This is a genomic window from Microbacterium sp. LWO13-1.2 (assembly GCF_038397725.1).
In the GTDB taxonomy this organism is placed as follows: Bacteria; Actinomycetota; Actinomycetes; order Actinomycetales; family Microbacteriaceae; genus Microbacterium.
Genome location: NZ_CP151634.1, coordinates 1,186,325 through 1,210,497 on the forward strand (window position 1 = coordinate 1,186,325; position 24,173 = coordinate 1,210,497).

Genomic DNA, 24,173 nt, shown 5'->3' on the forward strand with positions numbered 1-24,173 from the left:
TGGTGACGAAGCTCGTGGTCGAGGCGAATCCTGAAGGCGCTGTTCGTTCCCGCGACGAGCCGCCTTCGCCGAATCCCTAGCCCAGTCGTTTGTCGGCGAGGACGAACGGGATCACTTTGCTCTCGAGCAGCATGCGCATCTTGTACCGCTGCTTCGAGTTGATGGTGCTCTTGTCCCGTTTCCCGAACATCTTGAGCAGGAACTCGCAGTCGTCCCAACCGTCGCCATGATTGAAGGCGTCAGGGGTGAACACACCTTCCTCGTAGAGAAACTCCAGGACAGCCCGCGAGAAGAATTCCGTTGTCATCTCCACAGTGTTGCCGTCGTTCACGGTGTCCCGCACGAGCACGAGCTTCCGGAACACGTCGACTCGACGGTTGAGCTCGGTGCGACCGAAGTGGTTCACGCAGGAACTACCTATGGGGAACAGCTCCGCCCCGTTGACCTCGTTGGTGATCGTGTACATCCACAGCAGACCGGTCTGCCCGCACACGCATTCGCCGTCGCTGGTCGGATGCTCCTCGACAGACGTCACGTCCCACTCGAGGAGCGCCTTCTTCCATTTGGTTGCGTCCGATGCGGTGATGACCGCGCTCCGGAGCACCTGGAAGTTCGCTGTCATAGCCATATCCCCATCCCCAATCGAACCCGACTGTACAGCGAACACGCCGCCTATGGGTGGATGCCGAGTGCCGAAGCCACGCCGTGCCAGCGCCGGATTCGTTCCACTGCGAGCTTCGATGCAGTCAAGCTCGAGTGCCTCGATGAGATGGGGATCGTCGCTGTTGACTTGTACTTTGCTGAGCACGGGCCCCGGCGCGAGGACGTCTCCTCCGGCAACGGTCACGGCACGCTCGGCAGTTCTATGACTTGCTTCGGCTGTGTGCCACGTCCATGCGCACTGTTTCGGCGGTGATTCGGCCGAGTAGGAATATCTGTTGATCAGCGACGGGGAGTCGTTTGAGGGCGTCAAGGTTCACACCTTGATGATCCCGTGCAAAGCCCTAGGCATGCGAGGGGCATAAAGAGAGTTTGGAATATTCCGAACACCTGTTATGATCAGTGCATGGCAATCAATCCCGCACGAGGCGCCTTCGTCGAAGCGCTCCGTCTCTCGCGCGGCTTCACGCAGGCGGAGATGGCCCGTCGCGTGAACGTGTCACAATCCACACTCTCCAAGGTAGAGTCCGGCACCGACATCGACGATGCGCACTGGGAGGAGCTGGGACGAGCGCTCGGCGTGCCCTCGTCGGCGTTCCGTGCGGTCGACCCTGGCCTCGCCCCGGTTCACGTCTTCCACCGCAAACAGCGCGGCACTCCGAAAGGTGCCGTCAACAAGGTCGGTGCCGAGATCGCGCTGATGACTCAGCGGCTCAGTGACCTCCTCGGCGCGCATCCGACATCTCTTCGGCACTACGAGCTCGAAGACGGATTCATCACCCCTCAAGACATCGCGCGCTCGGTCCGCAAAGACCTCGGCCTCGGCGTTGAGCCCATCTCCAACCTCGTCGCGATACTTGAGGACGCCGGTGCCATCATCATGCGCTGGCCGCTGGAGTCCATTCGCGTCGACGCGGTCGCCGCATGGCCCGACGAATCGGCACCAGTGATCCTCGTCGGCGAGCACGTCACCGCTGAACGCCAACGATTCACCATGGCCCACGAGCTCGGTCACGCCGTCATGCACATCAATGAGCACGTCGATGAGGCGACTGTCGACCAGGAGAAGGAAGCTGACGCGTTCGCCGGCGAGTTCCTCATACCGTGGGTGGCGCTGCGGAAAGAATGGCCGGCCCAGCCGAGCCTGGATGCCTTGATCACGTTGAAGCAGCGGTGGGGGATCTCACTCGCAGCTCTAATCCACCGTGGCCACGACACGGGGCTGCTCACTGAGGACGAATACCGTAACTGGAGCATCGAACTGTCCACCACTGGCATGCACCGGCGGGAGCCGGCATCGCTGCCACGCGAAGACCCGACGGCACTGGGGAGCGCCATCAACGAGGCCATCGAAGGGGGTGCGAGCGTGGGGGAGCTCGCAGCCCAGGCCCACATGAGTGAACTCGAATTCTCCTCCACATTCTTGCCGAAGGAGCAGTACTCATGACTCAGCGATACAGCGTGATCAGCAACCCGCATCTGGAAGGCATCCAGGTACCCGAGCGGACGCTCGAGACGGGGGACGCCCTGGGCGTCCTCACCGGTCGACAGTTCCACGTGTGTGGCGACATCGTCCTGGGGGCACTGCCCTACGTTGACCCGCACGCTGGTGGTGTGTTCGTCACCGGCGCCTACGGGCCGAGTCGCGTCCAGCGACTTCGTCGCCAGTTCCCGACCGTCCCGTTCATGCTCGAGCCCCGCTCGCTGAGCGAATACCGTGCCAACGAGGACGCTCCGTTCCTCATCGACATCGGTGACAACGAGCTGTTCCCGGCGACATTGGATGCTGCCCTGGACAAGCAGCGGCTCGACATGGGCAGCGACCTCGCGATCACACCGACCGGACAGTTCCGCACCGGCGACACAGACACCGTGCGGAAGGCGCTGGAGGAAGTGAACGCTCTCGACCGCAAGGACGTCCTGTTCGCCGCAGCATTCGAGGGCGGCTGGCTCAACGACGAGCAGAACGTGAAGTTCATCCGGTCGGTCATCAACCGCAGCAACCACCCGGTGTTGCTGTCGTTCGTCGGAACAGCAAACCCCATGGGAGGTAAGAAGCGCATCCGCGCTTACCGGCGGATCATGGAGGAATCCACGCGGCCGGTCGTTGCATACCGGACCGATATGGCCGGCTTCGACGCCCGAGCCCTCGGAGCCATCGCCTCCGCCATTGGAGCATTGCCATCGGCACGCCGTCTGACTCCTCCCGGCTCGGGCGGTTCGCCCGATGATCCCACGGACCTCGCACCCCACGAACTCATCGGCGACATGCTGCGATTCGTACGCTCCAAGGAGATGCGTCGCCGCTGGTTCGCGGAAGCCGAACCGATCCTGTGCTTCTGCGTGGTGTGTCGCGGACGAAGCATCGACCGGTTCACCCACCTCGAAGCAGACCGTCGGGAAGGGCACCTGCACACCGTCGCTGAACTCACGCGGATGCACTCCAGCACCATCGGAATGACCCAGCTGGAACTCAAGGCTCACTGGGGCAACCTCGTGCGTGGCGCCCTCGACGCCTACGAGCAGCTCGAAGAGCACATCGGAGTCCAGCTGGGGCGCCCGAACGACCTTCAGGTGTGGGCGGAAGGGATCGCCTGATTCAAGAACTGGTCGTACACCAGTTCCGCGAATCGCCACCGTGCCGCCGTCCAACGACGTGGTCGATACTCCGACGGGGTGACCAGGGTTCCTGCGTCCGTCACCAGCCCGACACCGTACTCCGCGGCTTCGATGCACGGCAGCCCCACGTCGTCGATGGCTGATAGGTGGATGACCCGAGCGGCGTAGCCCACCCAGTCATGAGCGAGGCGAAGACCACCTCGCCACGAGTCGGCGTAGGCATCGATCTGCGACACGGACACGGGCGCTCGGAGAGTGCACTGTGCCCAGCGGTTTCCGTCGGGATCGTCGATGACTGTCGCGTATGCGCTCGTCGCGGGGTCGTCAAAGAGGTGGACGAACCTAGGTTCCACGGGGCCCAAGCGGTCTTCAGGGATGCTGAGCAGTGCCGCGAGCAAGGTCTCGTCAGGGACTGCCGCGACGCCAGCTTTGTGTCGGCGTTGATGTTCCTCCAGGTCTAACCCGAAGGACACCAGCAGCTGCGCGCCGTCGACTTCGGCATCGAGTTGGTGGTCTCGTTGCAACGACATTCCCTCACCTTAACGTGTCTGAGTGGGGCGTCCCACTCAGCGTGCGGCCTCGAAGTATCGGTACAACGAGTCCGTGAACTCTTGCTTCACTTTCCCCGGCAGGCGCGTAGACAACGCTGCCGCGAGGCGTGCGACGAGAAAGAACCCGGGCTCCGGACTGCGTCCCGCCTCGATCTTCGCGACCGACCCGATAGACACCCCTGCGCTGTGTGCGAGTGACTGTTGGCTCAACCCCGCGTATCGCCGTGCGTCCCCTAGCAGCGTGCCCAGTGACCCGGACTGCGCTAGGCGGTTCGGGTCAATCTCGGATGCTGTTCGTCGTGCCACCGTAGTGACATTATTATCAATGTATTTTTATGGGTCAAGGGGCGCTGTGGTGCCGACGCTCGCGACCTGGACGCCAGCACGCGGCGGGTTGCGGGTGTGCCCCTCCGGGCCGAAGCGTCCCGGGCAAGGACCGGGACACGCCGGCGGCTGGCTGAGACGGACCCTCGCACTGCACGTAGAGGCTCTTCCTTTGGCACTGTCAAGCGTCCGCTGCGGCCGTACTGTTGCCGGTGGGGCGGGGTCCCTGTCACTGCACGCGGTCACGTCGCGTGAACGTTCCGGTGGAGGGCCCATGTATCCTCAAGTCGTTGGTGTAACTGGACTGAGGAGATGTACATGGGGCAATCGAACTCGCTGTTCACGAAGCTCTCGGTCAGTGCAGGGGAGAGCGACCCGCAGCCGAAGCCTCAGCCCGAACCGAACACGCTCACGATGACCATCGAGACTTCGGACCATGGGTACGGTTACGGCGTCGCCCTGGTATCCGGGCAGTCAGCGTGACATCGAGTCGCGCGACAGCTCCCTCGTTGTTCTCTGTACTCGCTTCACCCGGCGTGCTGCACCCGTTGGACGTCCGAACCTCGTCGTCGACCCTCACGGAGTCTTCCCTCGAGACTAACGACAGGGACGAGTTCGTCTCAAGTCTGCTCACGTTTCGTTCATGACCCAGGCAGCCGTGCACCGACCGCTCATTGTCGGTGACCTCGACGACCCGCACGTTCAGGCCGTTCGCGTCGCGCTCACCGCTCGAGGAGCGCGACCAGTGATCCTGGATCTCGAGTCTGTGATGACTGCCGGGCTCAGTATCTCAGATGATCGGATGGTGCTGAGAATAGACGGCGAGTCCCTTGATCTCGCCGAACGGCGAGGGGGATGGCTGCGCCGAATGCACCGGGCTCCTTGGGGACTCGGGATCGAGACAGGTTCGGTTGAAGCGCTAGAACTCGGCACCTGGCATTCTGCGTTTACGTGGATGCTCGATGGCGAGGGCATCAGCTGGGTCACCTCGCCACAGACCCTGCGGAGGGCTGAAGGGAAACTCGAGCAGTGGAAGGCAGCACGCCGCCTCGGCATCGACTACCCACGGACACTCGTTACGAGCTCGGCCGAGGACGTTCAAGCCGAGTTTCATGACGACGTGATCGTTAAGCCGCTCGGTTCTGGGCAATTCCTCCAGGGCGGGGAGGTCAAAACCGTCTACGCGGAGAAGATGGCGCCTGGCGATCCGCGCCTCAGCAACCTCCGCGAAGCGCCATTCATTGTGCAGGAACTCGTGGATGCCCAGCGCCACTTGAGGGTGGTGACGGTCGGCGACCAGGTATGGGTGGCTGCACTAACGACGTCCTCCGCAGACCCTGCAGATTGGCGCCGGACTGTTGCAAACCACGTTGCCTTCGTCGAGGCTCCAGACGCGATCCCATGTGTGGCGACGGGCGCGACAGCCATTGCAGACGAACTCGCGCTCGGCTACTCGAGTCAGGATTGGGTACAGACGCCCGAGGGGCGCACCGTCCTCCTCGACGTCAACCCATCGGGGCAATGGCTATTTCTCCCTGATGCCATCGGTCTAGGCGTCGCGGGGGCGCTCGCAGATCGGATCATGGTCAAGTGAAGGAGCCCGACAAGGTCGTCGAAGAGAAGGCGGAAAAGTTCGTCGAAACACGCATGGTGTTGAGCACCATCGGCGGTCTCTGGTTTGGCCGCGAGGTTTGGCTCCCGGACGAGAAGGTGCTCAAGACCGAGTGGGTCGACGAAACGCGCCGCAAGAACGTGCCGGGCATCACCTCCCTGTACCGGGAGGGGCTTGCGCGCGAGTCCGAGGGAATCGAAGCGGTGCGCCGACGCGCTGAGTTCGCTCTGACCGCCATCATCGCCGCCGCCGGGCTAAGCGCCAGCGGATTCGAGCGCCTGTGGGCGTCTGCGACCGAATCGCCGATTCCGCTCATCCTGTGGTCCGTGGGCCTCGCCATCGAAGTCTTTGCCGTGCTCGTGTTCGCGGGCGTCGCGGTCGCTTCCAAGAGGCTCGGTCAGGTGGACGCGTGGGCGTACAGCGCAAAGAAGCACAGCGAACGCGAAGAGCTTCGGCAGTACATTGCCGCCACTCACGAGACTTCGCGTACACGTCGAGCCGTTGTCACCGTGTTCAGGGATGCGTTCGTCATCGCCCTCATCGGACTCATCCCGCTCGCTACTGCGCACGTAACCGCGTGGGCGACGCCGATTCCAGCTGACCCACCAGCCGTTGTTGTTGTAGTCACGCCCTAGGCTCCGGGTCTCAAGCGGCGAGACCGAACATGGACCAGAGCCCCACCGTGTGGGAGCATGCCGCACCGGATCACATAGTTTGACGATCCCGCCAGACGTGTTCTATTCCGAGAAGCTAGTGCTTACCTGGATCACTTATGCCAGACCCGGATCAGGATAAGTAACGGCCAATAACTGATCTCGGCCGGCACGGCGGCAGGAGAAATCCCGTGGGCAGGCAGGAGAATCCGCGCCGAATCCTCCTGAGCAGGGGATATCTCCTGAGCCCGGGACGCCGAGGCGGATGCCGCGGCCTACGCCCGCGCGCTCAGTCGCCGTTCGGCGAGCAGCGGCACGGCCTGTTCCCGCGCCGCGCGGCGAGCAGTGGCGACGGCGCCGAGCGACACCACCTCGCCGCCGAGCGTCGAGGCGAGCAGTTCGGGGGCCGGAAGGTGCAGCTGCTCCGGGAGGATCCGGCGAGCGGCGGCGAGAACGGGTTCGACGCTCTCGGCGACGGCGCCGCAGACGATCACGCGCGCCGGGTCGTACATGCTTCCGAGCACGCCGACCACGCGTGCCAGGGTCTCGCCGACCCGGGAGCTGACGAGAAGGGCATCCGGATCGCCCGCCGCGGCTGCGGTGAGAACCGCGCGCGGGTCGATACGGCGAGCGTCGGTGAGCCGGCCTATCGCGCCGCCGCGATCGATCTCGCCGCTCTCGACGCCGGCGCGCACTTGATCCTGCAGCGCATAGCGGAGCCCGAACGCCGAGCCGACGCCGATGATGTGGTCGAAGACGACGCCCTCGCCGACTCCGCCATGAGCGCCGTGCAGCACGTGGCCGTCGACCACGACACCCCCGCCGAAGCGTTCGCTGGAGAGAAGTGCCACGTAGTCGCGGCATCCGATCGCGGCTCCGGCCGAGCCCTCCGCTATCGCTGCGAGCTGTGCGTCGTTCTTGATCTCCACGACGGGTGCCCAGTCGCGCAGGGCCTCGGCGAGGCCGGGGTTGGTGCGCTCCCAGAAGCCGTCCGGATGCGGCGGTGAGACGCCGTCGCGGTCGACGGGCGCGGCGACGCCGATGCACATCGCGAGGATGTCTCCTCGCGAGCGATCGGCCTCATCGAGAGCGAGCTGCAACTGCCCGATGATCGTCCGGAGTCGCTCGGCCGCCGACTGAGAGGGATCCAGATCGGTGCGGTGGTGCACGAGGGTGCGATCCAGCGGATCGGCGATCGTCACCGCGAGGTGGGTGTCGCCGGCGTCCACGCCGATCACGATGCCGATGTCGGGCGAGAGCGCGAAGCGCCGCGCGGGACGACCAGAACGGTAGCTGCCGGCGGCTCGCGCATTGGGCAGCTCTTGAAGCACCTCGGCGCCGACGAGCGTGTCGATGGCATCGATCGCCGTCGATCGGGTCAGCGCAGTGCTCGCCATCGCCTCTGTGGCGGTGAATTCTCCCGCGGTCCAGGCGAAGTCGAGAACAGCGCCGACGCTCGCGCGCCCGGTGCCGAGGTCTGCGGAAACATCTGCCACAGCTCTTGACCTCCCTCTCCCTCAGATGAGAGAGTACCCTTCATCAGTAGATTTGCTCACTAGATTTAATCCATGAATCTACGCATGAAAGGACAACGGTGTCTCTGAAACGCACACGCTCGATCCGGCTCGCCGCCGGCGCGACCGCCCTCGGGCTGCTCGCCGCATCGCTCACCGCCTGCGCGGCCGGATCGGATCGCGAAACCATCCGCTTCACGTTCAGCAAGCGAGAGGCGATCGAGTTCATGACTGAACTCGTCGCCGAGTACAACTCCGCGCAGGACGAGGTCCGCGTCGAGATCGACACCTCCGGCGTGGATGTCGTCTCGGCGAGCTTCGTGCGGGGCAACCCGCCCGACATCATGCTGGCCAACTACAACATGGAGATCGCGCGCTTCGTGCAGCGCTGCACGCTGTCCGATCTCGCCGGCACCGAAGCCGCAGCCAGCACCCGCGAGGACCTGCAGCCGCTGCTGGACCAGTACGGGTTCTGCGAGGGGCGCACCAGCGCCCTGCCGTACTCGGTGATGGCGGCATCCGTCATCTACAACAAGGACATCTTCGCGGCCAACGGCCTCGAGGTCCCGCAGACCTGGGACGAGCTGATCGCCGTGTGCGAGCAGCTGAAGGCCGCCGGCATCACGCCGTTCTACGCGACATTCAAGGACGACTGGACGGCCGGCCAGGGCTGGTACGACTACGCGCTGGGCGGTTCGATCGACGTCATCGACTTCTTCGAGCAGCTGGCCGCGGAGGGCGCCGACGTCGGCCCGGATTCGGCCGTCTCGTTCCAGAACGACTTCGCCGAGCCGATCGACAGGATGCTCCAGCTCACGGAGAACTATGTCAACGAGGATGCGTCGAGCCGCGGCTACGGCGACGGCAACCTCGCCTTCTCGAAGGGCGAGGCCGCCATGTACCTGCAGGGGCCGTGGGCGTTCAGCGAGATCGCGAAGACCGCGCCGGACCTTGAGCTCGGCACCTTCCCCCTGCCGATGACGGACGACCCGTCCGACCTCGCGGTGCGCGTCAACATGGACCTCGCCGCGATGATCCCGGAGGGCTCGCGTCATCAGGATGCCGCCCGAGACTTCCTGGAGTTCCTCTACGAGCCCGAGAACATCGAGGCGTACAACGCGTCCCAGCTCGGGTTCACGCCCACGAAGGATGCCGCTGCCCCCGACGATCCGCGGATCGAGGGGATGATCGAGTACTACGACGACGCCCAGGTGTATCAAGGCCCCTCGGTGCTCGTGCCGAAGACGATCCCGGTCTTCAACTACGTGCAGGCGATCGTACTCGGCGCCGACCCCGCCGCCACCCTGCGCACCATGGACGCGGACTGGGCGCGTGTCGCCTTCCGCGCCCCCGCCGTGTCGAGCGAGACAGAGGAGTCCGCGAAATGACCACGACAACGACCATCGTCACCGGCGGCGCGCGCCGGTTGCGCCGCCCTACGAAGCGCGTCGAGCCGATCTACTACCTGTTCCTGGTGCCGACACTGGTGCTGTTCACCCTGGCGATCACCGTGCCGGCGGTGATGGGCATCTTCTTCAGCTTCACCGACTCCATCGGCATCGGGGACTGGAGCTTCAACGGGCTGACCAACTACATCGCGCTTTTCAGCGACCCCGCCATCCTGCAGAGCTACCTGTTCACGTTCGGGTTCTCGATCGCGACGGTGCTCGCCGTCAACGTGGTGGCATTCCTGCTCGCGGTCGGGCTGACCTCCCGCATCCGTTTCAAGACGGGGCTGCGGACGATCTTCGTGATCCCGATGGTGATCTCGGGCATCATCATCGCCTACGTCTTCAACTTCCTGTTCTCCAACTCCCTCCCCGCAGCGGGGGCCGCGACCGGCATCCCGTGGCTCGAGACGAGCATGCTGGCGAACCCCGATCTGGCCTGGGTCGCGATCGTGATCGTGACCGCATGGCAGGCCGTCCCTGGCACGCTCCTGATCTACATCGCAGGGCTGCTTTCGGTGCCGGGCGAGGTGTACGAGGCCGCCGACATTGACGGCGCCAACAAGCTCCAGCAGCTCACCCGCATCACGCTGCCGCTGGTGGCCGGCTACGTCGTGATCAACGTCATCCTCGGATTCAAGGGCTTCCTCGGGGCCTACGACATCATCGTCGGCCTCACCAACGGCGGGCCGGGCACCGCGACGAGAAGTATCTCGATGACAGTGATCGCCGGCTTCAACGGCGGCGACTACGCCTACCAGATGGCGAATGCGACGATCTTCTTCATCGTCGCGATCATCATCTCCCTCTTCCAGCTCTCGCTGACACGCGGAAGGAACGCACTCTGATGTCGACGCAGACGCTCACCACCGTCACCGCCTCCGGCCGCAAACCTCGCATCAAGATGGAACGGGTGAACTGGTCGGGAACGATCATCCTGATCCTGTGCGCCGTCACCGTGCTGCTGCCGCTGTACGTCACGCTCTCGATGGCGTTCAAGACGCAGGCGCAGGCTGTCGACGGCAACGCCTTCTCGTTCCCGGCGCCCTTCAGCATCGAGGGCTTCGTTCAGGCCTGGACCCTCACGAAGTTCCCGGTGGGTGCCGGAATCTCGCTGCTGGTCACCGCCGGCACCGTCTTCGCCACGATCGTGCTGGCGGCGTTCGCCTCCTACGCCATCGTGCGCAATTGGGATCGGAAGCTCTTCCGGTACTCGTTCTTCTACCTGCTGGCCGCGATGTTCATCCCGTTCCCCGTGGTCGCGCTGCCGCAGATCCAGCTCACCGGACAGGTGGGGCTGGACAACCCCTTCGGCGTCATCATCCTCGCGACGATGTTCCAGATGAGCTTCAGCGTCCTGCTGTTCACCGCGTTCCTGCGGTCGATACCGCTCGAGCTCGAGGAGAGCGCGCGCATCGACGGCGCGACGACCTGGCAGACCTTCTGGAAGCTGATCTTCCCGCTGCTCGCTCCGATGAGCGCCACCGTCGGGATCTTCGCCTTCCTGTACGCCTGGAACGACTTCATGATGCCGTCGCTGATCATCTCCGACCCTGCGTTGCAGACGCTCCCCGTGCGACAGAACCTCTTCCAGACGCAGTTCAGCAACAACTATCACGTGTCCTTCGCCTCGTACCTGATGGCGATGGCGCCTGCCATCGTGGCCTACCTGTTCACGCAGCGCTGGGTCATGGAAGGCGTCACTCAGGGCGCTGTCAAGGGCTGAGCCGGTCCGGCGAGAACAAGGCACACTCGAAACCCCCACAAGAAGGAGCAGTACCACTCATGACCGACGCGCTACTCGTCGAGACCCGCAAGGCCGATCCCGCCACCTGGTGGCGACAGGCCGCCGTCTATCAGATCTACCCGCGGAGCTTCGCCGATGCGAACGGTGACGGGCTCGGGGACATCCCCGGCATCGTCTCCCGTGTCGACTATCTCGACGACCTCGGCATCGACGCCGTGTGGCTGAGCCCGTTCTATCCGTCGGCGCTCGCCGACGGCGGATATGACGTCGCCGACTACCGCGACGTCGATCCGCGTCTCGGGACGCTGGAGGACTTCGACGCGATGGTCGCCGCTCTCCACGCCCGCGGCATCCGCGTCGTGGTCGACATCGTCCCCAACCACACCTCGGACCTGCACGAGTGGTTCCAGGAGGCGCTCGCCGCCGGGCGCGGGTCCGCCGCGCGCGACCGTTACATCTTCCGCGAGGGCAGTGGCGAGAACGGCGAACTGCCGCCGACCGACTGGGTGTCGGTGTTCGGCGGGCCCGCATGGGAGCGCGTCGAAGACGGCCAGTGGTACTTCCACAACTTCGCCACCGAGCAGCCGGATCTGAACTGGGACAACCCGGAGGTCCGCGAGGACTTCCTGACGACCCTGCGCTTCTGGTCGGACCGCGGCGTCGACGGGTTCCGCATCGACGTCGCGCACATGCTGACGAAGGATCTCGCTGAGCCGCTGCCGTCGCGCGCCGAGCTCGAGCTCATCCCGCAGGACGGCAAGCATCCGCTGATCGACCGGGACGACGTGCACGAGATCTACGCCGAGTGGCGGCGGGTGTTCAACGAGTACGACCCGCCCCGCACCGCGGTCGCCGAGGCCTGGGTCTCCACGCCCGAGCGCCGCGCGAAGTACGCCTCGGCAGAGGGTCTCGGCCAGGCGTTCAACTTCGATCTGCTGGTCGCGGACTTCGACGCCGGGCAGTTCCACTCGATCATCGCCGAGAATCTGGCGCAGTCGCAGATGAGCGGATCATCGACGACCTGGGTGCTCTCGAACCACGACGTCACCAGGCACGCCACCCGCTACGGGCTGCCGGCGCTGAACGGGCGCCCGGTCAAGCAGGGCACGGAATGGGTCGCGGCGGGCGGGCCCGAAGACCGGCTCGACCGCGAACGGGGGCGGCGCCGGGCGTGTGCGGCGACGCTGCTCCTGCTCGGCCTGCCCGGCAGCACCTATCTCTACCAGGGCGAGGAACTCGGACTGCACGAGGTCGCCGAGATCGCACCGCAGGAGCGACAGGACCCTGCCTTCTTCCGCGGCGGCGAATTCGACGGGCTCGGCAGGGATGGATGCCGTGTGCCGCTGCCGTGGACGGCGACCGGGTCGTCGTTCGGATTCGGATCCGGCGATGCGCACCTGCCGCAGCCCGCCTGGTTCGCGGAGTACGCGGTGGATGACGAGGCGGCGGACCCGGCTTCGACGCTGTCGCTCTACCGTGAGGCCCTGCGCCTGCGGCATCGCCTGCAGACGGACGAGCGCCTGGAGTGGGTCCCCACTGGCCGCGATGACGTGCTGCGGTTCGAGCGCCCCAACGGCTGGCAGATCGTGGCGAACTTCGGCACCGAGCCGTTCGAGATCGGTGCGGATGCCGAGGGCATCGTGCTCTCGAGCGGCACCGTCGACGGACGCTCGGTTCCCGGCGAGACGACGGTCTGGATCGCCCCGGCGGGACTCGTCGGCTGAGCCGCATATTTCTGGGGGCGGGGGAGCAGGGCAACAACGCGCGTTTGATAATGGTTCTCATTAGCGTTTAGAGTGGGAGCATGAAGAAGCCTGCTCTCGCCCTCTCCCTCGTCTCGGTCGCAGCTCTCGCGCTCGCCGGATGCTCAGCTGCACCGGCCGCGGGCGGAGCGGATGACGGCAAGATCCAGGTCGTTGCGAGCACGAACGTCTACGGCTCGCTCGCCGCGCAGATCGGCGGCGACCGGGTCGAGGTCACGTCGATCATCACGTCGGCTGCGCAGGACCCGCACTCCTACGAGTCGAGCGCCCGCGATCGGCTGACCCTGCAGAAGGCTGAACTGGTGATCGAGAACGGCGGCGGCTACGACTCGTTCATCGACGAACTCCTCGAGGGCGCCGACCCCGAAGTGGTCACGGCCGTCGAGTTCTCGCACGACTTCCCCGGCAACGAGGGACACGAAGCCGAGGCCGAGCACGATCACGCGGACGAAGCGGAAGGCGACGCCCACGCCGAAGAAGGGCACGACCACGAGGGGCACGATCACATCGAAGGGTTCAACGAGCACGTCTGGTTCGACCCGCACACGATGGTCCACGTCGTCGAGGCCATCGCTGACGAGCTGACCGCGCTCGACCCCGAGGGCGAAGCCGACTTCACGGCAGCGGCCGCCGAGATCGTCGCCGACCTCGAGGGTTTCGAGACCGACCTTGACACGCTCAAGACCGAAGCCGCGGGTGCACCCGTCTTCATCACCGAACCGCTTCCCGGGTACATCGCCGCCGCGGCCGGCCTCACCGACGTCACCCCGGAAGGGTTCGCCGAGGCCGTCGAAGAAGGCGCCGATGTCGCACCGGCCACACTGCTCGAGGCGCTCGCGGTGATCGAGAACGGACAGGCGAAGGTGCTGCTCACCAACGCGCAGACCGGCGGATCCGAGACGGAGCGCGTCGAGGATGCGGCCGAAGCGGCCGGCATCCCGGTTGTCGCCTTCAGTGAACTTCTCGAGGACGGATCGTCGTACTCTGAGTGGATGCGCGACGCGATCCAGAACCTCGCCGACGCACTCCACTCGTGAGCGGCGGCGCTGACGCGCGCGCCCACGCACCAGGACCCATCCTCGAGATCACCGGGGCAGCCCTTCATCGCAGCAACCATGAGCTCTGGGCAGGCCTCGACCTGACCGTCGAGCCCGGGGAGTTCATCGCCGTGCTCGGTCCGTCCGGCTCCGGCAAGACCACGCTGCTGCGCAGCATCCTGGGCCTGCAGCCATTGTCGGCCGGGAACATCCTCGTCGGCGGCGAGAAGGTGCATCGGGGGAATCCGCGCATCGGGTACATCCCTCAGCAGCGACCGATGGCCCCCGACACCAGCATGCGTGCGCGCGATGTGGTCGCTCTCGGCGTGCAGGGCACCCGATTCGGATTCCCGATTCCGCGGCGCGGTGATCGAGCGCGCGTCGACGCCCTGCTCGACGGCGTCGGTGCGGCGCACTACGCCGAACGACCGGTGGGACTGCTCTCCGGAGGTGAGCAGCAGCGTCTCAGGGTCGGCCAGGCCCTGGCCGATGCGCCGAGCCTGCTGCTGTGCGACGAGCCGCTGTCGAACCTCGACCTGGCCAACCAGCGCGGCATCACCGACATCATCGACCGGGAGCGTCGTGATCGCGGTGCCGCTGTGCTGTTCGTGACCCACGACATCAATCCGATCCTCGGCCGCGTCGACCGCATCCTCTACATCGCCGGCGGCCGCTTCGTCCTCGGCACCCCCGACGAAGTCCTGCAGAGCCGCGTCCTCACCGACCTCTACGGAACCCCCGTCTTCGTGCTCCGTGCCGGCGACCGCCTGGTCGTGGTCGGAGTGCCGGATGCCGAGCCGCACCACGACCACGGGGAGATCGCATGAGGCTCCTCGTTGACTGGTCGGACGTGTTCTCGTTCCAGGACTACGGCGCGCTCGTCGCGCTGCTCGCCAACTCGATCCTCGCCGGCGCCGTGCTCGGCATCGTCGGCGGGCTCATCGGCGTCTTCGTCATGCAGCGTGACCTCGCCTTCGCTGTGCACGGGGTGAGCGAGCTCTCGTTCGCCGGCGCCGCCGCCGCGCTGCTGTTCGGCGGGAGCGTGGTCGCCGGCTCGTTGGGCGGTGCGCTCATCGCGGCGATCCTGATCGGGATCCTCGGCGCGAAGGCCAGGGACCGCAACTCGATCGTCGGCGTGCTGATGCCGTTCGGCCTCGGCCTCGGCATCCTGTTCCTGTCGCTCTACGAGGGCCGAAGCGCGAACCGGTTCAGCCTGCTCACCGGGCAGATCGTCTCGGTGTCCAGTCCTGACCTCGGCTGGCTGCTCGGCATCAGCATCGTCGTGCTGCTCGGACTGCTGCTGATGTGGAACCCGCTGCGCTTCGACTCGCTCGACCCTGAGTCGGCGGCGGCGCGCGGCGTGCCGACCAGGGTCGTGAGTCTCGTGTTCATGGTGCTGCTCGGTCTCATCGTCGCGGTCAGCGTGCACATCATCGGCGCGCTGCTGGTGATGGCGCTGCTGGTGACCCCTGCGGCCGCAGCGATGCGCGTCAGCGCCGGCCCTGTCGCGGTGCCGCTGCTCGCCGCGCTGTTCGGTTTCGTCTCAGCCGTCGGCGGCATCCTGCTCGCGCTCGCCGGCACACTGCCGGTGAGTCCGTACATCACGACCCTGTCGTTCCTGATCTACGCCCTGTGCTGGCTGGTGCAGCGGGCCAGGGCGCGCGTGCGTCGCGCGCCGCGTTCCTGAATCCGGTTACACCCGCGCGAGCGCCTCGATGTCTTCCAGGAACTCGGCGGCGGTCTCTGCCGACACGGTCGTGCGGGTTCCTGCGACCGCCTGCAGGTAGTCGTCGGTACCCGGTCCGGTCGTATCGGATGCCGCATCCCCGGCGCCGACCGCCGCCTCGAACGCACGCTGCGAGGCGCTGCGCGCCGCGAACTCGATGTCGGCGGGGGAGAACCCGGCCGTGCGCGCGACGAGAAGGTCGATGTCCACGGCATCCACGACCAGCTCGGGGATGTACCGGCGCCAGATCGATCGCCGCGCTGCCTCATCTGGAAGCCCGATCGGGATCACGTAGTCGAAGCGGCCATGCCGGAGGAAGGCGCTGTCGAGCGCGCGGATGAAGTTCGTCGCGCACACGAGCAGGCGCCCTGGCTGCTCGCGGAACGCCGGGATGGTCTTCAGCAGCTCGTTCGTCACGCCCTGCAGCGGCGACGGCGGCTCGCCCGACCGCTGTGCGGCGATCTCCTCGACCTCGTCGATGAAGACCACCGCGTGCTCGAGCTCGGAGATCTTGTTGAACGTCTCCCGCAGAGCGCCGGCCAGTCCCTTCGGATCGGCGGCGAGTCGCGAGGGGAAGACCTCGACGAACGACCACTCCAGGCGCGAGGCGATCGCCTTCGCGAACGTCGTCTTACCGGTGCCTGGGGGACCGAACAGCACCACCGCACGGGGCGGAACGACGCCGAAGCTCTCGGCCAGGTCGGGCTCTGCGAGCGGCAGCACCAGCCGCTGTTCGAGAATCTCCTTCTCCCGGCGCATCCCCGAAACCGACCCCCACAGGTCGCGCGGCATCAGGCGCCCACCGAGTTCGGCGAGGGAGGAGAGCTCCTGCCGCTGCACCGGGATGCGCCGCTCGAAGTACCGCAGGTGCTGCTTGAGTTCGAAGCCCTGGGCGTCGAACGCGGCGAGGCGCGTCTCCACCTCCGGCATCAGGGCCGACAGCTTGGTGAGACCGTGCTGCGCCATGCTCTTCTCCAGCGCGGCCAGGAGCGCCGATCCGATTCCGCGACCACGCCAGTCGTCGTCGATGGCGAAGAACACGATCCAGCCCTGGTCATGGGCTGCCCGACCGACGATGGCGCCGACGATGTCATCGCCGTGCACCGCGACGATCGCGTGATCCTTCTGGCACGAGGCCACCACCTCGCTGAGGTCGTAGACCGGTTCGCTGCCGGCGCGCTTGAGCTCCTCCCACAGGTGCAGGATGCCGCCCAGGTCATCGTTGTGGAACTCGCGCAGTCGCCAGCCGGTCATGAGGCTCCTTCGTCTCGATGCGGCAACCATACCGGCGTGGAGAGGAGGTGACCCATTCAGCCGGCATCCACCGTAATGATCCGGTGCACGTGACCCGGGCATGGAGCCTCGCTCCATCGAACTGTTCGGGATTAGTGTCGAGGAACCGGCAACGGCTCCGACCACACAGCGAGGCAGGCGTTTGGCCGCCTCGTGTCATAGAAGGAGAACGAACCATGAAGTACATGATTCTCATGCACGTGAGCCCGGACGTCCTGAACGCGTTGACGGCCGAGCAGCAGCAGGCCATCGGCGCCGGGCACCAGGCGTTCATCGCCAACGCGACCGAGACCGGTGAGATGCTCAGCACGCACGCGCTCGGCGGACCGGCTCAGACGAAGCTGGTGCGCAGCGTCGGCGGCAGAACAGAGGTCGTCGATGGCCCGTTCGCGGAGACCAAGGAGTTCATGGGCGGGTACTACCTGATCGATGTGGATTCCGAGGAACGGGCCATCGAGCTCGCCACGCAGATCCCGGATGCCGGAATCGACGGGCTGGCGCTGGAAGTTCGCCCGGTCATGTTCTCCGCAGGGGCGGACATCTGAGCGAACCGGGCTACGAGGACCTGTGGCGTCGCACGGCGCCGCAGGTTCTCGTAGCGCTGCTGCGCCGATACGGCACCGGCCAGTTCGACCTCTGCGAGGACGCGTTGCAGGAGGCGCTTCTTGCAGCACATCGTCAATGGCCACGCGATGGTGCACCGACGGACGCGCACGCGTGGTTGCTGACCGTGGCGCACAGGCGGATGATCGACCGCATCCGCAGCGATCACCAGCGTCGGGAGCGGGAGCGCAGCTACTTCGACGTGTGGCATCCGCTCGCCGATGCCCCCGCCCCCTCGAGGGATGACGGCGTGCGGCTGCTGCGGTTGTGCTGCCATCCTGCCCTCACGCGCTCGTCACAGGTGTCGCTTGCACTGCGTGCGGTGGCAGGGCTGACGACCGCGCAGATCGCACGGGCCTTTCTTCTCCCCGAGGCGACCGTGGCGCAGCGCGTCAGCCGCGCGAAGGCGCGCATCCGTGCGGAGGGCGGCGTCTTTCCCGGCCCGACGGATGGCGTGGACCGACAGGAATCGGTGCTCGCCGTCATCTACGTGATGTTCACCGAAGGACACACGTCCAGCGCCGGTGCGAATGTGCATGACGTCAGATTGAGCGACGAAGCCATCCACCTCGGTCGCGAGCTGCATGAGGATCGCCCCGACGATGTCGAGGTGGCCGGTCTGCTGGCGCTGATGATGCTCACGGACGCTCGTCGGGCGGCGCGCACCGGCGCGCGAGGCGAGCTCATCCCCCTCGACGAACAGGATCGCTCGATGTGGGACCGTGCTGCGATCGACGAGGGCACCGCCATCCTCGACCAGGCGCTGGGTAGGGGCGCGCCCGGCCCCTATGCGATTCAGGCGGCGATAGCGGCGCTGCACGACGCTGCTGAGAACGCCGAGTCGACGGACTGGCTGCAGATCCTCGCGCTGTACCGCATGCTCGAGCAGTCCACCCAGAACCCGATCGCGACGATCAACCGGGCGGTCGCTGAGGCCATGGTGCACGGTCCGGCCGCAGGGCTCGCGGTCGTCGACGAGCTCGCGCAGAGCGGTGTCCTCGCCGACCATCGGCGGATCGCTGCGGTACGGGGTCACCTCCTCGAGCGGGCGGGTCGAGACGGCGAAGCCGTGGAGGCGTACCTCGCCGCCGCGCAGCTGACGCTGTCGATCCCGGAACGCGAGTACCTCCACGCGCGCGCGGCGCGGTTGCGCGACTAGATGGCCGTGATCGCCCTCCCAGCCGCGGGCAAGCCACGCCGCTTAGACTCTCGGTATGGCTCAGCGCAATACCTGGCAGCGTGAACGAGTGCGCGAAGCACTCGGCGACGCGCGCGGATTCGTGAGCGCGCAGAGCCTGCACGCCACCCTCCGCGGAGAGAACACCGGCATCGGCCTGGCAACCGTCTATCGTGCACTCGCCGGCCTCGCCGCCACGGGCGATGCCGACTCGCTGCAGAGCCCTGAGGGCGAGGCGCTCTATCGTGCCTGTTCGACCCAGGAGCATCATCACCACCTCATCTGCCGATCCTGCGGGCTGACCGTGGAGATCGAGGCGAAAGACGTCGAGCAGTGGGCGCATCGCACAGCGGCGCTTCACGGCTTCACCGAAGCCGCGCACGTCGTCGACATCTTCGGCCTCTGCACGCCGTGTGCGAACAAGCGAGACGCCGAGGGAGCGCCGACCGCGTGAGCGTGCTCACCCCGTCACGGCATGCACACCAGACGTCGCGCTCGCCGCGGTCGGCGTGGGTCGGGCTGGGCATCGGCGTCGGCATCCTCGCCGCGCTCTTCCTCATCGACGGGTTCCTGCCGACGCTGTTCACCGCGTCGCTGCCGACGCGGGCCGAGGACGGCCTGACGCTCGCACTCAGCGTGCTCATCGAGGCGCTGCCGTTCGTGATCCTCGGGGTCATCCTGTCGATCGTGGTGCAGGTCTGGCTTCCGGCCGACGTCATCCATCGCTGGCTGCCGAAGCGGGCGTGGGCCCGGCGCGCGGTGCTGTCGCTGCTCGGGATGCTGATTCCGGTCTGCGAATGCGGCAACGTGCCGTTCGCTCGCGGCCTGATGATGCGCGGCCTCGCACCCGCCGAGGCGCTGACGTTCCTGATCGCGGCTCCCATCGTCAACCCGATCGTGATCCTCACCACGCACGCCGCGTTCGGCTGGGACGGCGGCATCCTCGTCGCCCGTCTCGTCGGCGGCTACCTGATCGCCAACCTCATCGGCTGGCTCTACAGCCGGCACCCCTCGCCGAACGCGCTCCTGACCGAACGCTTCGTCGACACCTGCGATCGCGTGACGCACGAACACGGCACACCGGTGCGGCGCAGCCTGACGCAGTTCCTCGTCGAGCTGCGCGCGGTGATGCCGGCGCTGGTGATCGGATCGGCGCTCGCCGGAGCCGTGCAGGTGCTCATCCCGCAGGACGTGCTGATCGCGATCGGATCGAACCCGGTGCTGTCGATCGTGGCGATGATGGTGCTGGCGATGACGGTTGCCATCTGCTCCAACGTCGATGCGTTCTTCGCGCTGTCCTTCCTCTCGACCTTCTCCTCAGGAGCGATCATCGCCTTCCTGCTGGTCGGCCCGCTCGTCGACATCAAGATGCTCGCGATCATGCGCACCACCTTCACCACCCGCACTCTTGCCGGCATCGTGGGCGTGGTCGTGCTCGCGGCGTTCGCGATCGGGATCGGGGTGAACGTCTTTGTCTGATCACGCTCCCTCGCGCGCGCAGGCGCTCGGCTCCCGTTGGCTCGGCGTCGGGCTCGCGGCCGTCATCGCGGTGGTCACTCTCGGACTCGGCATCTCCGGTCGGCTGACGCTGTACATCAGTCCGGAGACGGTGTGGTTCGCGTGCGCGGCTGCCGTCCTCACCCTCGCCGGGGCGATCTGGTCGTGCACCCTCCCGCTCGGCAGCGAGGGAGATCACGGGCACGATCACGGGCATGACGCGGATGCTCCCGCCGGTGCTCCGCGTCGCACCCTCGCCCGCGTCGGCACGGTCTCGGCCGGCATCGTGGCGACCGGAGTCGTCGCTGCGGCCCTCGTGCTGCCGCCCGCGTCTCTCTCGGTCGACCTCGCGATGTCTCGTGCGAGGGTGGACACCACGCTGTTCGCCGGTGCGGATGACGTCACGCTCGGCGTCGCCGACACCACCACCTTCGGGGTGGGGGACTGGGCGAGCGTGTTCGCGACAGCCACCAGGCCCGAGGCGTACGACGGGTCATCCGTCACCCTCACCGGATTCGTGACGCCGGCCGACTCCCGCTCGGACGAGGTGCGGCTCACCCGCATGGTGATCACGCACTGCGTCATCGACGCGCAGCCGGCCGCGGTGTCGGTCAGCGCCGACGCCGGCACCTACGCGACTGGGCAGTGGGTGGAGGTCACCGGGACGGTGAAGGCGGATGCCGACGGCACACTGCGTATCGTGCCGACATCGGTGGTCGAGATCGACGAGCCGGGTGACCCGTATGAGTACTGACGAGGAGCGTCCGGAGGAGACGCCGGCCATCCCCCGAACGCGCGCCGAGATGCGCGCGGCGCGGGAAGCCGCCGAGGCGGCTGCGGCGGCAGAGACCCAAGCCAGCACTCCGACCCCGGCATCCGACCCCGACCCCGACCCGGACCCCGTCCTCGTCCCGGCATCCGACCCCGACCCGGCGCAGGCATCCGTCCCCGCGGCGGCACCGGAACCCGTCCCGGCATCCGACCCGGTCCCGGCATCCGACCCCGCCCCGGTCCTCGTCCCGGCATCCGACCCCGTGCTGGCCACTTTGTCGGCTGAACGCACAGTTGTCGGCCGAAACGCGGAGGTTCCGACCGACATTCGTGATCTGAGCCGACAAAGTGACGATGCTCGACCCGAGGGCATCCCACCCGAGGGCGCTCCGCCGGAAGACACTCTCCCCGCGAAAGCATCCCCCGCGCGCCCGAACCGTCGGTTCCTGGTCGCGCTCGCCGCCGTCGTCGGCGTCCTGGTGCTCGTCGGCGCCGGCCTGGGAGCCGCGAGCCTGGTGCAGGGGCCACGGCTGACCAGTACCCAGGTCGATCCGGCAGAAGCCATCGACTCCTCCGGCAGCAGGATCATCCTCACCGCGAACCAGGCGCTCGCCGACATCGACCCCGCGCAGGTCACGGTCGAACCGGCCGTGCCCTTCACCGTCGATGCCGCCGGCCGCGGTGTCGGCATCCGATTCACGGTTCCCCTGGACGACTCGACGAAGTACACCGTGACGGTCAATGATGCGGTCGGTGTCGGCGGCGGCCCGAGCGCCGACCTGACCACGAGCTTCAAGACGCCGGCATCCAGCATCTATCTGCTGCGCCGCGACGCCGACGGCAAGGACAAGATCTTCCGCACCGACTTGAGCGGCGAGAAGGCCGTGCCGGTGTTCTCGCATGAGCGCATCAACGACTTCCGGGCGACGTCGACGCAGCTCGTCGTGTCGGTCGCCGAGGGCAAGGACGATCTCTCCCGGCTGCTCGTGATGGATCGCAACGGCAAGAACGAGCGCGAGCTGGCGCTTCCGGGCGAGGGGTACGTCGGCGCGATCCAGGTGTCCGAGCGGGGTGGCCTCGTCGGCTACAGCTACTCCGATCGTGAGCTCAGCGACACCTCCGGCCGCGCCAGCGTGCTGGTGACGCAATCTCTGAACAGCGACGACAAGCCGCAGGTCGTCGAGGTCGGGGACAAGGAGGCGAGCATCTTCTCCTGGCAGTTCGTGCCGGACAGCGCGGCTGTGCTGTTCATCGACTTCGACGGAGCGCTCGCTCTCGTCGACCACTCCAGCGATGCGGGTGTGCAGTCGCTCGGTCTCGCCGCGACGATCCAGGGGATCTCGCGCGGCACCTACACGGCGATCGTGGAACGCGTCGACGGTGCCGTCGTCGAATTGAACCTCGCCGACGGGTCGGAGGAGCCGCTCGAGGCATCCGATCCCGACTACGGCATCGCAACGACGATCACGCCGTTCCCGGGTGGCACACTGCGTCACATCGTCGCCAGGAACGACGTCGGGATGCCCACCGGTCAGGCGATCATTCGCGTCGACGACAAGGGTGCGGCCGAGCCGCTCGTCGAAGTCGGATCCACGGACTCGATCCTGCAGGCATGCGCCTCACCGAGCGGTCAGTACGCGGCGGTCGTGATCGCGCCGGAACTCGTCGACAATCCCTACGACGACATGCTGCTGCCGCTTCCGCGGACCCTGGAGACCCACCTCATCGACCTCGCCTCCGGCAAGGAACTCGTCGCACTCACCGGGTTCGACGCCTCCTGGTGCCAGACGGCTCCGCGGTTCTGATGGGCGCAGGTGCGCTCCGGCGCGCCACCCGCGCCGAACTGAGCGGCCTCCCGCTCGAGGTCGCGCCGCGACTGCTCGGTGGGCAGTTGCGCACCGTCGTGACGACGGGGGATGAGCACGTGGAGATGTACCTGCGCATCACCGAGGTCGAGGCCTACCACGGGCACGGAACGGGCACCGAACCGGATCCGGGATCGCACGCGCGGATGGGGCGCACCGCACGCAACGCGACCATGTGGGGCGAGCCCGGTCATCTGTACGTGTATCTCAGCCACGGCATCCACTCCTGCGTCAATGTCGTGTGCGGGTCGGAAGGGCAGGCGGGCGGTGTGCTGCTGCGCGCGGGCGAGGTCGTGTTCGGGGCGGATGCCGCGGCTTCGCGCCGCGGCATCGCCACGCCGCTGAGCCGCACGGCCTTGCGTGACCTCGCGCGCGGCCCCGGCCGACTCGGGCAAGCGGTGGGGCTCCGGCATCCGTTGCACGACGGCATCGACGCGATCTCGGGCATCGAGCTGCACGGGGCTCGGGCCGAGCTTTGGATGCCGGGGCAGCCCGTGGAGTGGAGTTCGGGTCCGCGGGTCGGCGTCGCCGGTGTCGCCGGAACCGCCGCTTTCCCATGGCGGTTCTGGATCGCCGACGACCCGACGGTATCGCCGTTCCGTTGGGGACGCGGCGCCGCCGAAGCGGCCAGGTCTCTCGCCTGATCGGCCCCGCCCGGTTTAAGGCCCCTCCTCTCGGTTCACAGAGCGCAAACGGCTCGATAACCGGCTCGGATGCAGCCCTTTGCGCTCTTTGAAAGGTCGGCGACGGGGCAGCCGGATCACCGAGCGCGGCATCCGTGCTAAACTGACTCTTTGTCTGCGCACACTCCTGTGCGCAGTTCGTGTGCCGGCCCGCAAGGGCGGCGCGCAGACAAGGGATCTTGGGTGAGGCCGTCCGGTCTCACGGTAATGAAGGAGTCACATCATGGCAGCAGTGTGCCAGGTGACCGGAGCTGTTCCCGGCTTCGGACACAACATCTCGCACTCGCACCGCCGGACGAAGCGTCGCTTCGACCCGAACGTGCAGAAGAAGACCTATTTCGTCGCGTCGCTCGGCCGTAAGGTCACGCTGAACGTGTCCGCCAAGGGCATCAAGGTGATCGACGTGCGCGGCATCGAGAACGTCGTCAAGGACCTCCAGGCGAAGGGTGTGAAGCTCTAATGGCCAAGAAGGCTCAGGACGTTCGTCCGATCATCAAGATGCGTTCGACTGCAGGCACCGGTTACACCTACGTGACCAAGAAGAACCGTCGCAACACCCCCGACCGCCTGGTTCTGAAGAAGTACGACCCGGTCATCCGTCGGCACGTCGAATTCCGCGAGGAGCGTTAA

Annotated in this window: 25 protein-coding genes; 21 read left to right on the top strand and 4 right to left on the bottom strand. The window is 66.6% G+C overall.

Going from position 1 to position 24,173, the window contains the following annotated elements; all coding sequences use genetic code 11:
* Positions 1-76 precede the first annotated feature (76 nt).
* Positions 77-847 carry a hypothetical protein gene (locus MRBLWO13_RS05650; RefSeq protein ID WP_341976850.1) on the bottom strand — a complete coding sequence of 257 codons (771 nt, stop codon included), beginning with the start codon at positions 845-847 and terminating at the stop codon, positions 77-79.
* A gap of 219 nt (positions 848-1,066) precedes the next feature.
* Between MRBLWO13_RS05650 and MRBLWO13_RS05655 the strand changes: the two genes are divergently transcribed.
* Both MRBLWO13_RS05655 and MRBLWO13_RS05660 read left to right on the top strand, forming a co-directional pair.
* The gene (locus MRBLWO13_RS05655) at positions 1,067-2,107 is read left to right on the top strand and encodes an XRE family transcriptional regulator (RefSeq protein WP_341976852.1); all 1,041 of its coding nucleotides are present in this window, start codon (positions 1,067-1,069) and stop codon (positions 2,105-2,107) included.
* Entirely contained in the window at positions 2,104-3,258 is a 1,155-nt protein-coding gene (locus MRBLWO13_RS05660) for a hypothetical protein (protein ID WP_341976854.1), read from the top strand. The genes MRBLWO13_RS05655 and MRBLWO13_RS05660 overlap by 4 nt, the downstream gene beginning before the upstream one ends.
* On the opposite strand, the gene MRBLWO13_RS05665 is transcribed toward MRBLWO13_RS05660, so the two are convergent.
* A complete protein-coding gene (locus MRBLWO13_RS05665; RefSeq protein WP_341976856.1) occupies positions 3,231-3,809 on the bottom strand; it encodes a hypothetical protein in 579 nt (192 codons plus the stop codon). The two genes, MRBLWO13_RS05660 and MRBLWO13_RS05665, sit on opposite strands and share 28 nt — an antisense overlap.
* A gap of 663 nt (positions 3,810-4,472) precedes the next feature.
* Between MRBLWO13_RS05665 and MRBLWO13_RS05670 the strand changes: the two genes are divergently transcribed.
* The 3 genes from MRBLWO13_RS05670 to MRBLWO13_RS05680 all read left to right on the top strand — a co-directional run bounded on the left by MRBLWO13_RS05670 (position 4,473) and on the right by MRBLWO13_RS05680 (position 6,401).
* Complete coding sequence (locus MRBLWO13_RS05670; RefSeq protein ID WP_341976857.1) at positions 4,473-4,637, top strand: hypothetical protein; 165 nt, start codon at positions 4,473-4,475, stop codon at positions 4,635-4,637.
* A gap of 160 nt (positions 4,638-4,797) precedes the next feature.
* Entirely contained in the window at positions 4,798-5,748 is a 951-nt protein-coding gene (locus MRBLWO13_RS05675; protein WP_341976859.1) for a hypothetical protein, read from the top strand.
* On the top strand, positions 5,745-6,401 hold the full coding sequence (locus MRBLWO13_RS05680; protein ID WP_341976861.1) for a hypothetical protein: 657 nt from the start codon (positions 5,745-5,747) through the stop codon (positions 6,399-6,401). Before MRBLWO13_RS05675 ends, MRBLWO13_RS05680 begins: the two co-directional genes overlap by 4 nt.
* 293 nt (positions 6,402-6,694) lie before the next feature.
* On the opposite strand, the gene MRBLWO13_RS05685 is transcribed toward MRBLWO13_RS05680, so the two are convergent.
* Positions 6,695-7,915, bottom strand: coding sequence for an ROK family protein (locus tag MRBLWO13_RS05685; protein WP_341976863.1), 1,221 nt, complete (start codon positions 7,913-7,915; stop codon positions 6,695-6,697).
* Positions 7,916-8,070: 155 nt separating this feature from the next.
* Between MRBLWO13_RS05685 and MRBLWO13_RS05690 the strand changes: the two genes are divergently transcribed.
* The 7 genes from MRBLWO13_RS05690 to MRBLWO13_RS05720 all read left to right on the top strand — a co-directional run bounded on the left by MRBLWO13_RS05690 (position 8,071) and on the right by MRBLWO13_RS05720 (position 15,615).
* Positions 8,071-9,321, top strand: a complete 1,251-nt coding sequence (locus MRBLWO13_RS05690) for an extracellular solute-binding protein (protein WP_341978290.1) — start codon at positions 8,071-8,073, stop codon at positions 9,319-9,321.
* Positions 9,318-10,229 (top strand): sugar ABC transporter permease, encoded by a 912-nt coding sequence (locus tag MRBLWO13_RS05695; RefSeq protein WP_341976865.1) that lies wholly within the window; start codon positions 9,318-9,320, stop codon positions 10,227-10,229. The genes MRBLWO13_RS05690 and MRBLWO13_RS05695 overlap by 4 nt, the downstream gene beginning before the upstream one ends.
* Positions 10,229-11,107 carry a carbohydrate ABC transporter permease gene (locus MRBLWO13_RS05700; protein ID WP_341976867.1) on the top strand — a complete coding sequence of 293 codons (879 nt, stop codon included), beginning with the start codon at positions 10,229-10,231 and terminating at the stop codon, positions 11,105-11,107. Before MRBLWO13_RS05695 ends, MRBLWO13_RS05700 begins: the two co-directional genes overlap by 1 nt.
* Positions 11,108-11,166: 59 nt before the next feature.
* Positions 11,167-12,852: a glycoside hydrolase family 13 protein gene (locus MRBLWO13_RS05705; RefSeq protein WP_341976869.1), complete on the top strand. Its 1,686-nt coding sequence runs from the start codon at positions 11,167-11,169 to the stop codon at positions 12,850-12,852.
* Between the two features lie 80 nt (positions 12,853-12,932).
* Complete coding sequence (locus MRBLWO13_RS05710; protein ID WP_341976870.1) at positions 12,933-13,928, top strand: zinc ABC transporter substrate-binding protein; 996 nt, start codon at positions 12,933-12,935, stop codon at positions 13,926-13,928.
* The gene (locus MRBLWO13_RS05715) at positions 13,925-14,755 is read left to right on the top strand and encodes an ATP-binding cassette domain-containing protein (protein ID WP_341976872.1); all 831 of its coding nucleotides are present in this window, start codon (positions 13,925-13,927) and stop codon (positions 14,753-14,755) included. Before MRBLWO13_RS05710 ends, MRBLWO13_RS05715 begins: the two co-directional genes overlap by 4 nt.
* The gene (locus MRBLWO13_RS05720) at positions 14,752-15,615 is read left to right on the top strand and encodes a metal ABC transporter permease (RefSeq protein WP_341976874.1); all 864 of its coding nucleotides are present in this window, start codon (positions 14,752-14,754) and stop codon (positions 15,613-15,615) included. The genes MRBLWO13_RS05715 and MRBLWO13_RS05720 overlap by 4 nt, the downstream gene beginning before the upstream one ends.
* A gap of 6 nt (positions 15,616-15,621) precedes the next feature.
* Here the strand turns inward: MRBLWO13_RS05720 and MRBLWO13_RS05725 are convergent, their stop codons facing one another.
* A complete protein-coding gene (locus tag MRBLWO13_RS05725) occupies positions 15,622-16,908 on the bottom strand; it encodes a GNAT family N-acetyltransferase (protein WP_341976876.1) in 1,287 nt (428 codons plus the stop codon).
* A gap of 215 nt (positions 16,909-17,123) precedes the next feature.
* Between MRBLWO13_RS05725 and MRBLWO13_RS05730 the strand changes: the two genes are divergently transcribed.
* The 9 genes from MRBLWO13_RS05730 (at position 17,124) to rpmG (ending at position 24,173) form a co-directional block, all read left to right on the top strand.
* The gene (locus MRBLWO13_RS05730) at positions 17,124-17,492 is read left to right on the top strand and encodes a YciI family protein (RefSeq protein WP_341976878.1); all 369 of its coding nucleotides are present in this window, start codon (positions 17,124-17,126) and stop codon (positions 17,490-17,492) included.
* A gap of 20 nt (positions 17,493-17,512) precedes the next feature.
* On the top strand, positions 17,513-18,709 hold the full coding sequence (locus tag MRBLWO13_RS05735) for a DUF6596 domain-containing protein (RefSeq protein ID WP_341978291.1): 1,197 nt from the start codon (positions 17,513-17,515) through the stop codon (positions 18,707-18,709).
* 55 nt (positions 18,710-18,764) lie between these two features.
* A complete protein-coding gene (locus MRBLWO13_RS05740; RefSeq protein ID WP_341976879.1) occupies positions 18,765-19,181 on the top strand; it encodes a transcriptional repressor in 417 nt (138 codons plus the stop codon).
* Between the two features lie 2 nt (positions 19,182-19,183).
* Positions 19,184-20,206, top strand: a complete 1,023-nt coding sequence (locus MRBLWO13_RS05745; RefSeq protein WP_341978293.1) for a permease — start codon at positions 19,184-19,186, stop codon at positions 20,204-20,206.
* Positions 20,199-20,978, top strand: coding sequence for a TIGR03943 family protein (locus MRBLWO13_RS05750; protein ID WP_341976881.1), 780 nt, complete (start codon positions 20,199-20,201; stop codon positions 20,976-20,978). Before MRBLWO13_RS05745 ends, MRBLWO13_RS05750 begins: the two co-directional genes overlap by 8 nt.
* A complete protein-coding gene (locus tag MRBLWO13_RS05755; protein ID WP_341976883.1) occupies positions 20,968-22,800 on the top strand; it encodes a hypothetical protein in 1,833 nt (610 codons plus the stop codon). The genes MRBLWO13_RS05750 and MRBLWO13_RS05755 overlap by 11 nt, the downstream gene beginning before the upstream one ends.
* A complete protein-coding gene (locus MRBLWO13_RS05760; RefSeq protein ID WP_341978295.1) occupies positions 22,800-23,504 on the top strand; it encodes a DNA-3-methyladenine glycosylase in 705 nt (234 codons plus the stop codon). The genes MRBLWO13_RS05755 and MRBLWO13_RS05760 overlap by 1 nt, the downstream gene beginning before the upstream one ends.
* Before the next feature lie 262 nt (positions 23,505-23,766).
* Positions 23,767-24,003, top strand: a complete 237-nt coding sequence (gene rpmB, locus MRBLWO13_RS05765) for a 50S ribosomal protein L28 (protein ID WP_341976884.1) — start codon at positions 23,767-23,769, stop codon at positions 24,001-24,003.
* A complete protein-coding gene (rpmG, locus tag MRBLWO13_RS05770; RefSeq protein ID WP_102193483.1) occupies positions 24,003-24,173 on the top strand; it encodes a 50S ribosomal protein L33 in 171 nt (56 codons plus the stop codon). Before rpmB ends, rpmG begins: the two co-directional genes overlap by 1 nt.

Bases quoted from the DNA above. Each gene is read 5' to 3' on its own strand.
- MRBLWO13_RS05670 (WP_341976857.1), top strand. From the start codon at position 4,473: ATGGGGCAATCGAACTCGCTGTTCACGAAGCTCTCGGTCAGTGCAGGG.
- MRBLWO13_RS05760 (WP_341978295.1), top strand. From the start codon at position 22,800: ATGGGCGCAGGTGCGCTCCGGCGCGCCACCCGCGCCGAACTGAGCGGC.
- MRBLWO13_RS05725 (WP_341976876.1), bottom strand. From the start codon at position 16,908: ATGACCGGCTGGCGACTGCGCGAGTTCCACAACGATGACCTGGGCGGC.
- MRBLWO13_RS05720 (WP_341976874.1), top strand. From the start codon at position 14,752: ATGAGGCTCCTCGTTGACTGGTCGGACGTGTTCTCGTTCCAGGACTAC.
- MRBLWO13_RS05700 (WP_341976867.1), top strand. From the start codon at position 10,229: ATGTCGACGCAGACGCTCACCACCGTCACCGCCTCCGGCCGCAAACCT.
- MRBLWO13_RS05740 (WP_341976879.1), top strand. From the start codon at position 18,765: ATGGCTCAGCGCAATACCTGGCAGCGTGAACGAGTGCGCGAAGCACTC.
- MRBLWO13_RS05695 (WP_341976865.1), top strand. From the start codon at position 9,318: ATGACCACGACAACGACCATCGTCACCGGCGGCGCGCGCCGGTTGCGC.
- MRBLWO13_RS05705 (WP_341976869.1), top strand. From the start codon at position 11,167: ATGACCGACGCGCTACTCGTCGAGACCCGCAAGGCCGATCCCGCCACC.
- MRBLWO13_RS05675 (WP_341976859.1), top strand. From the start codon at position 4,798: ATGACCCAGGCAGCCGTGCACCGACCGCTCATTGTCGGTGACCTCGAC.
- MRBLWO13_RS05755 (WP_341976883.1), top strand. From the start codon at position 20,968: ATGAGTACTGACGAGGAGCGTCCGGAGGAGACGCCGGCCATCCCCCGA.
- MRBLWO13_RS05710 (WP_341976870.1), top strand. From the start codon at position 12,933: ATGAAGAAGCCTGCTCTCGCCCTCTCCCTCGTCTCGGTCGCAGCTCTC.
- rpmB (WP_341976884.1), top strand. From the start codon at position 23,767: ATGGCAGCAGTGTGCCAGGTGACCGGAGCTGTTCCCGGCTTCGGACAC.
- MRBLWO13_RS05660 (WP_341976854.1), top strand. From the start codon at position 2,104: ATGACTCAGCGATACAGCGTGATCAGCAACCCGCATCTGGAAGGCATC.
- MRBLWO13_RS05655 (WP_341976852.1), top strand. From the start codon at position 1,067: ATGGCAATCAATCCCGCACGAGGCGCCTTCGTCGAAGCGCTCCGTCTC.
- MRBLWO13_RS05730 (WP_341976878.1), top strand. From the start codon at position 17,124: ATGAAGTACATGATTCTCATGCACGTGAGCCCGGACGTCCTGAACGCG.
- rpmG (WP_102193483.1), top strand. From the start codon at position 24,003: ATGGCCAAGAAGGCTCAGGACGTTCGTCCGATCATCAAGATGCGTTCG.
- MRBLWO13_RS05665 (WP_341976856.1), bottom strand. From the start codon at position 3,809: ATGTCGTTGCAACGAGACCACCAACTCGATGCCGAAGTCGACGGCGCG.